At 52.7% G+C, this 10,104-nt stretch carries 7 protein-coding genes; 6 read left to right on the forward strand and 1 reads right to left on the reverse strand.

Going from position 1 to position 10,104, the window contains the following annotated elements:
• The first annotated feature begins 221 nt into the window (after nucleotides 1–221).
• Together mnmA and LPA02S_RS08975 are read left to right on the forward strand one after the other, a co-directional pair.
• Nucleotides 222–1,355: a tRNA 2-thiouridine(34) synthase MnmA gene (gene mnmA / locus LPA02S_RS08970; RefSeq protein WP_054648933.1), complete on the forward strand. Its 1,134-nt coding sequence runs from the start codon at nucleotides 222–224 to the stop codon at nucleotides 1,353–1,355.
• A 243-nt stretch (nucleotides 1,356–1,598) separates the two neighbouring features.
• Nucleotides 1,599–2,768, forward strand: a complete 1,170-nt coding sequence (locus LPA02S_RS08975) for an MFS transporter (protein ID WP_056956992.1) — start codon at nucleotides 1,599–1,601, stop codon at nucleotides 2,766–2,768.
• 448 nt (nucleotides 2,769–3,216) lie between these two features.
• Here LPA02S_RS08975 and LPA02S_RS08980 read toward each other — a convergent pair whose 3' ends face one another.
• Nucleotides 3,217–4,302 carry an Mbeg1-like protein gene (locus LPA02S_RS08980; protein ID WP_056956991.1) on the reverse strand — a complete coding sequence of 362 codons (1,086 nt, stop codon included), beginning with the start codon at nucleotides 4,300–4,302 and terminating at the stop codon, nucleotides 3,217–3,219.
• A 254-nt stretch (nucleotides 4,303–4,556) separates the two neighbouring features.
• On the opposite strand from LPA02S_RS08980, the gene LPA02S_RS08985 reads away from it, so the two are divergent.
• The 4 genes from LPA02S_RS08985 to LPA02S_RS09000 all read left to right on the forward strand — a co-directional run bounded on the left by LPA02S_RS08985 (nucleotide 4,557) and on the right by LPA02S_RS09000 (nucleotide 9,991).
• The gene (locus LPA02S_RS08985) at nucleotides 4,557–4,967 is read left to right on the forward strand and encodes a hypothetical protein (RefSeq protein WP_054648939.1); all 411 of its coding nucleotides are present in this window, start codon (nucleotides 4,557–4,559) and stop codon (nucleotides 4,965–4,967) included.
• A gap of 337 nt (nucleotides 4,968–5,304) precedes the next feature.
• On the forward strand, nucleotides 5,305–6,831 hold the full coding sequence (locus tag LPA02S_RS08990; RefSeq protein ID WP_054648941.1) for a Ppx/GppA phosphatase family protein: 1,527 nt from the start codon (nucleotides 5,305–5,307) through the stop codon (nucleotides 6,829–6,831).
• Nucleotides 6,828–9,011, forward strand: coding sequence for an RNA degradosome polyphosphate kinase (locus LPA02S_RS08995; RefSeq protein WP_056956990.1), 2,184 nt, complete (start codon nucleotides 6,828–6,830; stop codon nucleotides 9,009–9,011). Before LPA02S_RS08990 ends, LPA02S_RS08995 begins: the two co-directional genes overlap by 4 nt.
• Nucleotides 9,008–9,991 (forward strand): Ppx/GppA family phosphatase, encoded by a 984-nt coding sequence (locus tag LPA02S_RS09000; RefSeq protein WP_056956989.1) that lies wholly within the window; start codon nucleotides 9,008–9,010, stop codon nucleotides 9,989–9,991. Before LPA02S_RS08995 ends, LPA02S_RS09000 begins: the two co-directional genes overlap by 4 nt.
• Nucleotides 9,992–10,104 lie beyond the last annotated feature (113 nt).

The raw sequence follows: 10,104 nt of genomic DNA on the forward strand, positions 1-10,104 counted from the left end.
GTGGATTACCATGGAGCGCCCCACGGAAGCCGCAGCTTACCGGTCCGGCCGACGCTGCCGTCGACCACTACCGTAGCATTGGTTACTGTGTGGCACCCCAAATCACCGGGTCGACGCCCCGCTTACTTTTACAAAGCGTTGCGTTTTGTCGTCATGGACTTTATACTGGTAAGTACTGGAATTCCCGACCTTCAAACCGTGGATTTTAGAATTTTAACGAAATGATGGTGATTAATGTGGATAATGCCAACACACGAGTAGTTGTGGGCATGTCAGGCGGGGTGGATAGCTCCGTTGCCGCGCTGTTACTTAAGCAGCAGGGATACGATGTTGTGGGCGTCTTCATGAAAAATTGGGACGACAGCAACGACGATGGCGTTTGTACTGCCACGGAGGACTACGAAGACGTAGCCAAAGTGGCGGATCAAATCGGTATCCCGTATTACGGCATCAACTTTGAAAAGGAGTACTGGGACCGCGTGTTCACGTACTTCCTGGATGAGTATAAGGCTGGGCGTACGCCTAACCCGGACGTAATGTGCAACAAGGAGATTAAGTTCAAGGCCTTCCTCGACTATGCCGAGGAGCTGGATGCGGACTACATCGCAATGGGGCACTACGCTCAGGTTGAGCGCGACGCTGACGGTACGGTGCACATGCTGCGCGGTGCCGATCAGCACAAGGACCAGACGTACTTCCTGAGTCAGCTTAGCCAGGAGCAGTTGCAGAAGGTGATGTTCCCGATTGGCCACCTGCAGAAGGCGGAGGTCCGCTCCATTGCACGCCGTAACGGCCTGGCAACGGCCATGAAGAAGGACTCCACCGGTATCTGCTTCATCGGCGAGCGTAACTTCAAGCACTTCCTGAGCGAGTTCCTGCCTGCAAAGGCGGGGCGGATGATGACCGTCGACGGTCAGGACATGGGCGAGCATGCTGGCCTGATGTACTACACGATTGGTCAGCGTTCTGGTTTGGGGATTGGCGGTAGTAGCGACAACTCCGAGCCTTGGTTTGTGGTTGGCAAGGACCTGCAGAAGAACGTGTTGTACGTTGGGCAGGGCTTTGATAATCCAGCACTGATGGCGACGAGTTTGGACGCATCCGGCCTTAACTGGGCGAACGGCCATCAGCCTGGGACTGATTTCCACGTGACGGCCAAGTTCCGTTACCGTCAGGCGGATACCGGTGTGACGGTGCACGTGCTGGGCAACGGGCAGGCCAAGGTCACCTTTGACCAGCCAGTTCGCGCTATCACCCCCGGTCAGGCGGTTGTCTTCTATGACGGTGCTGAGTGCTTGGGTGGCGGTACGATTGACGCGGCCTACAGTGAGGCTAAGCAGTTGCAGTACGTATAATTTTAATGGAGCTCCGCAAGATTAAATTCTGGGAGTGTAGCGTAGGTTAGTGCCAATTCCCATCGAGGAGGCGCTGAGCCACGCTTTTTTGTAGCCAAAGTTGGTGAATGCCCGGACTGATTGTGGGGGTGGCATGGCCGTATTGTGGGTCGCCGGCTGCAAGCCGCGTGGGCGGTATGTCACAGCGGCGACGGTCCGTATGGTACACTAAATGGCGAAGAAGTTTCAGAAAGAAGGCCAATTGTGTCTGCAAAAAAACGGTTGTTTGGTCGGGATGCCGTATTAATCCTGCTGGGTAGTTTCTGCTACATGTCGTCATCCATGCTCATTAATCCGCTCATCGTGGGTTTTACGCACAGCATTGGTGCTAGTGCGTTAGTGGCGGGCATGGTGGCGGCCTGCATGAACCTGTGCTCGTTGCTTTTCCGCCCCTTTGCTGGGCAGTTAACCGACCGGGTGTCTAAATTCCGCCTGGCTTTACTGGGTGGAATTCTCCTGTTAATCGCCGGAATTGGTTACGCGCTGTCCGTGGCCCCGTGGATGGTGGTGCTGTTTCGGATTGTTAACGGGTTCGGCTTTGCTTTGTGTTCGGTCTGCATGGCTACCTGGTTGTCCGGATTGCTGCCGCGCGACCGGATCGGCACCGGGATGGGCTACTACGGTATGATGAACGCGTTGGGGATGGCAATTGCCCCGGCCCTGGGGATTTTCATGTATGGCCGGTTTGGCTACCGTTGGGCGTTCCTGTGCGCGGCTGCGTTCAGCCTGCTACTAATCATTTTAATTCAGTTTGTGGCGAATCACGGGCAACCGGTCGTACGCAAAGTCGCGCCGACTCAGCACCACGTGCGTATTGTCCAGCCGCGGGTTGTACCAATTGCTTTACTAATCATGATTTTATCCATTCCGTACTTTGCTACGCAGTCGTACATTGTCGAGTACGTCGCGGTACGGCACCTGCACGTGGCTGTGGGCAGTTTCTTCCTGATTTATGCAGGCATTTTATTAGTTTTGCGACTGGCACTGAAGGATTATTTCGACCGGGTACCATTCAAAGTTTTCTTGTTAGCCGGGATTGCCAGCAACCTAGTTGGAATGCTGGGCTTAACCTTCTTGGTCAATGATGGCATGCTCGTAGTTGCCGCCCTGGGTTTAGCGGGCGGTTATGGCCTGATGTACTCAGTGTGCCAAGCAACCGCGTTATTGGTAGCGCCGTTGAACGAACAGGGGCTGGCCAACAGTACCTTTTACATTGGGATGGATTCCGGAATGGTTTTAGGACCGATTATTGGTGGGGCGTTGTTCGACTTTCTACCATACGGCTGGTTTTACCCGGCGTTAATGTGTACACTACCGCTTGCTGGTTTAGTGTACTGGATGTACCGTCGTGGACTTGGCCCCCAAGCGAATTAAAAGGCACCCAATCTGCAATCTCCACACGGAGTATGTGTGGGGATCGCAGATTGGGTGCTTAATTGATTGGTTAGTGAATTGGTATGGTACAAACGGCAACTGATGCATAATTTGCGTGGGAATATACAGTGGTATTTCGTCGTCAACCAGTCCCGTGACGCCGGGCGCCAATTGATTTATGCACAGCGTTTTCTGAAAGCGCCAATGAATACTAATTATTCTTTGCAAGTGGTGGTGACGCCAAACCGTAATGCCAACAAAGGCCCCAGAGCGGGAAAAGCGCGAAACCACAGCAATTGTGATAGGGAAGCCGACATTCTAGAAACCGTTATCGTGGTTATCCACAGTTTGTGAAAATTGCCGTGAAAGGTCAATGCTGACGGCGACCAAGGGCCATGATTAAGAGCCTGGAAATAAACAAATTGGTTGTAAAATTGGCTTGGGCCATCTACCAATTATGGGTACCGGTACTGGCTTGTTGACCCGTTGGGGGAGCAATCAGCGCTGGCACGGCCGAGAGACCCGACAGTAACAGGCGGCGCGTGGTTTCACGCATGGCCGTTCGCGTACGCGATTGACCGCGACCAAGCTCGCGAATCAAGCGCCTCAAGTTGCTCTGCCACTTTGAACCGAATTGCTCAAAGTTGTTCGTGCCGGTGCGGCTAAGTGCCCCAAACAGCCCGTCTACGAATAGCTCGATGTGCTCGCGGTCGAGGCTACGGACCCACCCAGCCAGCGTGTGTTGCCAGTAGTGCGCCCATCCATCGATACGCGCACGCCGGAGGAAGCTGTCGCCCGCTGTGGTCCAGGTGAACGGGTTGTGCTGGTCCATCCAAACGGCATGGGCGGCGATAACCTGAAAGTCGGCGGTGGGGTCTAGCAGGATACCAATAAAGGTGCTTTGCGGTACTAGCTTGGTAATCCGACTGCGAATACGGCCGTGTGGTAGCCGGTCCGGCGCGTCAAGACTAAAGCAATGACGAACGCGCGCACTCAATGCTCTCGTTAGGTGACTGAAGGCGTACACCGCCAAGCTGCCGCCTTTAGAGTGACCGCCAACGTAATAGGTCCCGGTGTTTTGTTTCATGGCGCGTTCGAGAAACCGCAACGCTGATTTTTGCGCTGGGATTACTTTTTTAAAAGCCATCGTGAAATCTTCCCGCCAGTCGCGGAAATCAGACTGCGTCCCGCGAAACGCAACGTAGTGAAAACGTCCATCCAAGTCGAAGTCCATTGCCGTACAATGCCCGTTTAGTCCGTCCAGCGAGACTGTCTGGACGCACCGTAGTTCGCGGTAACGACGACTTTGGGCCATTAGCTGCAAGAGTTTCAGGCTCTTGGTCTGTTCCCAGACCTGGTCGGTGAGGCGGCCCAGCTGAAACTCCGTGAGGGTGTTGATGGCGTAGTGGCCGGCAAACTGGGGGAAATTCAGGTAGGCGAGTTGGGCGATGATGACTGCGTCCACGTCGGTGAGTGGCTTGTCAGCGAAAGTTTGATCGCCATATTGTTCTACGAAACTAAATAAATCTGGCATCGCGTTAACCTCGATTATCAATGTTAATTTAAACCATACTATACCGCGTTTGGCGGTGTTAAATGTGACTTTTTAGTGAACGTTAATGCGCTTTCATACCGATTTAACCAAAACCGAAGTAATTGAAGAAAGTCTTTAAACGGCAACGTGTCGAAATGAACCGAATTTTCGGTATAATGAAGCAACCACCTTTGCCGGATAACTTGATTAGTGGTATGACGGTATCGATACTGTTATGTAGAAAGAATGGTAATATGCCCACAAATAATATTAAACGCCGGGGCCAGAACCCCGCGGTAATTACGGGTGAGACGGTCACCTTTATGAATAAATGGAAGAGCGACTTTGCTAGCGACGTGTTGGCGGCTCAGCAACAGATTGTTGATCACGTTGCGCATACGCACAAGTTGGTGTCAGTTGACGAGGCCCGGGGACTGGAACGGATGGCGCTGATGAACGCTTGCCTGAATAACGCCCGGTGTTACTCGCTAATTCTTGCGTTTGCGAATACGCACCTGGAAGCAATTTTGCACACCAACACCCAAAATATGATTAGCGAGTTGATGGGTTGCATTGATTTGCAGTTCGACCAGCCCAAGCTGCCGGAAATCATCAAGCAAGCCTTGATTAAGTTGGCAGACCAGCTGTTGGCGAACGAAAATTAGTCCGTTGATTGGTAGTTTGATAATTTTAATATTACAAGCACTGAGCCGGGATGCCTGATGGGACCGGCTTTTTGTTTGATTGTTGGCGTTGGGGGTTGATTGTTGTACTAGGATACTACTCTACTACAGTTGGATTACTATTGCGCCCGTGAACGTTGAATGTAGCCTGTTGCCGTCAAGCGCTCAAATTTATGGCTGTTCGAGGACGACACTTTGCCGCAAATGTCTGAAATTATTCCCCGCGATTGTGTCTAGAAATCACACAGTGCTATGATTAGGTCAGTGTTGTTGAACTACATATTTGCAGACTCTAAAAGTAGCTGGGATGGTGGTAGTAATGGCTGGGCAACCTTACGGATTAGTTGTTATTGAAAGTCAAGGCGTCGCGTTTAGCGTGACAAATTTACAGCAGTTACACGAGCTGGACCGAGGATTTTATCCGGTGGCAATTGGCACCGATAACTTTAGCGATAATTTTCTTAGTGTTGAAACTGCGGACGCACTGCAGACCGCCCTCAATACCGTCTTGCGCGTGTTCAAGGAGTACGGCGTGGAGGACTACACCGGCTTCGCGGGCAATGTTTTCTTTGAGGCAGATAACGCTGAATTTGTGCGTGACCAGTTGTATAACCGCACGGGTGTGTGGTTGCGCCAACTGGCAGTGTCGGAAGAAACCTATAACCGTGCTAACGCCGTAATGCAACATTTCCCCCAGTTCGACCAGCTGGCAAACGAGGGAACGTTGCTCATCGATATTGGTGGGGGCACCGTCGAGCTAATGGCGTTCCAACGGGGCCAGTTCTGCTTTGCACGTAACCTCCCACTCGGACCAATCCGTGTAGTTGAGGACCTGAAGCAGGTGCAACGCACAGAGACCAACTACGTGGCGGTTTTGCGGGACTATATTGATAGTGAACTGGTCAACTTCCTGCGGCTATTACCGCACGCACAGGATTATAAGCACCTGATCATCATGGGGACGGGCCAGCACCTCCTGGCCAAGCTGTTGCCAGCAAACGACGCGAATCGCGAAGTTCTCAACGATCTGCGCACGGTGTACCGCTCCGTTATACAAGCCAGTGACCAGTTGTTAGTGGACCGCTACGGATTGAACAACTCGGAACTGGATCAGGTGTTGCCGACCGTGTTGCTCGAGCATGAATTGGTTACCAGCCTGCAGATTCGCCACGTCTGGACCAGTAGCATCGACCTGCTGGACGGGTTGGCGGTGAATGCGGCCATTGATGCGGATAGTCGTGCCATCAAGTTTGACCATACGCGGATTATTCGGTCCAGCGCCATGTGGCTATCGGATTGGTACCACGTTGACCGTCAGCACCGGAACGCGGTGGCGGAGTTTGCTTTGCAACTGTTCGACCGACTGAAATCCCTGCATGGCCTGGGAAAGCGGGAGCGGGTGTTACTGGAGACCGCGGCCATTCTTGCCGACGTGGGCACCTATATTGACGAGCACGACGTGGGCGTGAACAATGAGTACCTAATTCGCGCGACCGACGTTATCGGTCTCTCCACGCACGAGCAACGTATGGTTGCGCTGGTAACGCACATATATACGAGTCACAAACCCGGAGTCTACCTGTCGATGGACAATGGTTTGCGGCGTGCGGAAAGGGTGGCGGCGGCCAAGCTGGCGTCCCTGTTGCGAATTGCGGACGCGTTGGACGCATCACGCCGGCAAAAAATCAGTCAAATTCGCGTCTCATTGCGTAGTCAACAGCTGACAATCACGGCTACCAGTCAGGACAACGTGGATTTGGAACGGTGGTCGTTCAATACGCGGAGTCGATTCTTTGAGTCTGTATTTGGTGTACCGGTCAAATTTAAATGGAGGAAAGTCCAGTGAGTGAAAAGCAAAAATTAGATAGCCCCAAATTTTATACTAACCGGGAGTTGTCCTGGATTGCCTTCAACGATCGCGTCCTGGAAGAGGCACGGGACGCTGATAACCCGTTGTTTGAAAGGGTTAGTTTTTTAGCCATTACCCAGAGCAACCTGGATGAATTTTTTAACGTCCGCGTTGCTTCTTTGCGCAAAATGGTATCCGTCAAGTATAGCGAACCCGATGCTGCGGGGATGACCCCTAAAGAACAACTGAAGGCAATTAGTAAACGTGTGCACGCCATGGTTGCAAAGCAATACCGGACGCTCACCCGGTCGCTATTACCGTCATTGCGCCACCGGAAAATTTATCTCCGCACGCCGGAAGAACTGACGGAGGCCCAGCGGGATTTTATTGGTGACTATTTCCACCAGGAGGTTTTTCCCATCCTGACACCAATGGCTGTTGATGCATCGCGCCCGTTTCCGTTTTTGTCTGATGGCAGCATGAACATGGCTGTGCGGTTGGCACGACCGGATGGTGACGGTAAACACCACGATGAGTTTGCGACGGTTCAAATTCCCGGCGGGGTGCCACGTGTAATTCATCTACCAGGCGGCGACGAATTTATCATGCTTGAGGATGTCATCCGCACCTTTGTGAACGAGTTGTTCATTGGTTCAACCATTAAGGAAACGGCCACATTCCGGGTAACCCGGGATATGGGACTCGACGTTGACGAAGCTGACGCATCTGACTTGATTAAGGAAGTTCAATCCCAGCTCAAAAAACGTGAGCGTGGTCGTGTGATGCGTCTGGAAGTTGATGCGGGGATGGGCAAGCGGTTGGTACGCTACCTGACTAAGCAGATGCGGATTGATAGTGACGATGTTTATCCTATCAACGGGCCCATTGACCTCACTTTCTTGAAGCAAATCATTAAGCGGGTACAACCGGATCCCGACGCGGTTTACCCTGAACACACGCCGTACCTTAACCCCGTACTGCAAAATCAGAATATCTTTGACACTATTCGGCAACAAGACGTTTTCGTTCACCTACCTTACGATAGTTTCGCGCCGGTCACGGAGTTTATTCACCAGGCGGCCGGGGATCCCGAAGTCTTGGCGGTTAAGATGACGCTGTACCGTGTGTCTAGCCAGTCACCAATCATTAAGTACCTCAAGCAGGCTGCTAATAACGGCAAGCAGGTGACGGTGTTGGTTGAGCTGAAGGCCCGCTTTGATGAAGAAAACAACGTGCACTGGGCCCGCGAGTTGGAAGAAGCCGGTTGTCACGTTATCTATGGCCTGGTGGGTTTAAAGACGCACTGTAAACTAACGCTTGTTGTTCGCCGTGACGAGGACGGGCTGCGGCGGTACATGCACATGGCGACTGGTAATTATAATGACGTTACCGCCCGCCTGTACACCGACATGGGCCTCTTTACGTGCAATACTGAAATTGGTATTGACGCGTCCAGTATCTTTAATATGCTTAGCGGTTTCTCCGAGCCGCCATTCTTCCACAAGTTATCCATTAGTCCCGATGGCATCAAGGACTTTTTGAGCGACCAGATTGACGCCGAAATTAAGGAGGCGCGGGCCGGCCGCAAAGCCATCATTTGGATGAAGATGAACTCACTGTCCAATCCCCACATGATTCGTAAATTGTACGAGGCGTCCGCAGCCGGTGTCCAGGTCAACCTGTTGATTCGGGGTATTTGCGACCTCAAAGTGGGCATTCCGGGAGTTTCTGATAACATCAGCGTTCATTCCATCGTTGGGCGCTTTTTGGAACACAGCCGGATTTATTACTTCTATGCTGGTGGGGAGGAGCACGTGTACCTATCCTCCGCAGACCTGATGACCCGTAACCTGAAGCGGCGGGTTGAGATTCTGTTCCCAATCTTGCAGGACAACATCCGCGTGCATTTATTGCAGATTTTTGACTTGATGTGGTCCGATAACGTTAAGACCCGGGTACTGCAGCCGGATGATACCTGGAAACTTGTTGATGGGCGTGGCCATCCCCGTCTCGACGTGCAGGAATACTTTGTGGAGCACGCGGCGGCAATGAACCAGGAATTGTTGCCGGTGCCAGAGTCTACGCCCGCCGTCACGAACGATGGGCAGGGGATGCGCTTTACGCCGTTACAATCACCAGATGATCCGGGATTAGGAAAGGCAGGTACACGTGTATGACACACTTTGCAGTCATCGATTTAGGTAGTAATTCGGTACGAATGTCCGTGTGGTCAGTGAAGGACGACGGACAGCCCGTTGCGGAATCAAAGGTGAAGGAAATGGTTCGGCTGTCTGAGGATATGGGCGCTGAAATGACGCTCAAGGAACCGGCAATTTCACGGACCATTGACGCGTTGTTGCGGTTTAAGGATACCTACAGTAAATTGGACGATTTGACCATCAAGGCGTACGCCACGGCGGCAACCCGGCAGGCTAAGAACCAGAAAAAGTTTTTGAAGCGCGTCCGTGATGAGGTGGGCCTGCAAATTGAGGTTATTCCGGGAGTCCGCGAGGCTGAACTGGACTATGTGGGTGTGATTAACACCCTCAACGTGCAAAGTGGGTTAATTATGGATACCGGCGGGGCTTCCACCGAACTCGTGCTAATTCAGAACCGGCAGATGGAGCACCGTATCAGTATTCCGTTTGGTTCGGTCAATCTCACCGAGCACTTTGTGCAACACGACCCCATTACGCCTGGTGACTTGTTTCGATTGTGGTCGTCGGTGTCGAACGTTTTCAACGGCATTTGGTGGCTACGGGAAGCCCAGAATCTACCGATCATTGCTTTGGGTGGGTCGAACCGGACGCTGGCCAAAATTCAGCGGCGGAAGCACCACTTCCGCAACTTTGAGGATATTCACGGGTTCAGAATGTTGAGTCGCAACGTCAACAGTGTCTTTGCCGAGGTGGTTGACGCCGACGTGGAGGCGCGCCGGGCGATGCCAGGATTGGCACGGGATCGGGCGGACATCATCGTTGCTGGCTTGGTGCCCGTGGTCACGATGCTGCGGTTCATTGACGCGGATAAAATCATCTTCTCGCAAAACGGATTACGGGAGGGTGCGCTGTACGAGTACCTACAGGGTAAGCAGCAGGCGGCCGCGCCTGACGAGGTTGCGGACGAAACGCTGAGCGACTTCACTGCGGACGAGTAGCGCGTGGATTATTAGCAAATATGTATGCAAGGGAGCTGGAGGCAGCTCCTTTTTTGCGCTGTCCGGAGATGGTGGGCTGTGCTGGTAAAGTGGCGGTGGGGCTGCGGCTTAGT

Origin of the sequence: Lacticaseibacillus pantheris DSM 15945 = JCM 12539 = NBRC 106106 (genome assembly GCF_001591865.1) — a bacterium.
Lineage (GTDB): Bacteria > Bacillota > Bacilli > Lactobacillales > Lactobacillaceae > Lacticaseibacillus > Lacticaseibacillus pantheris.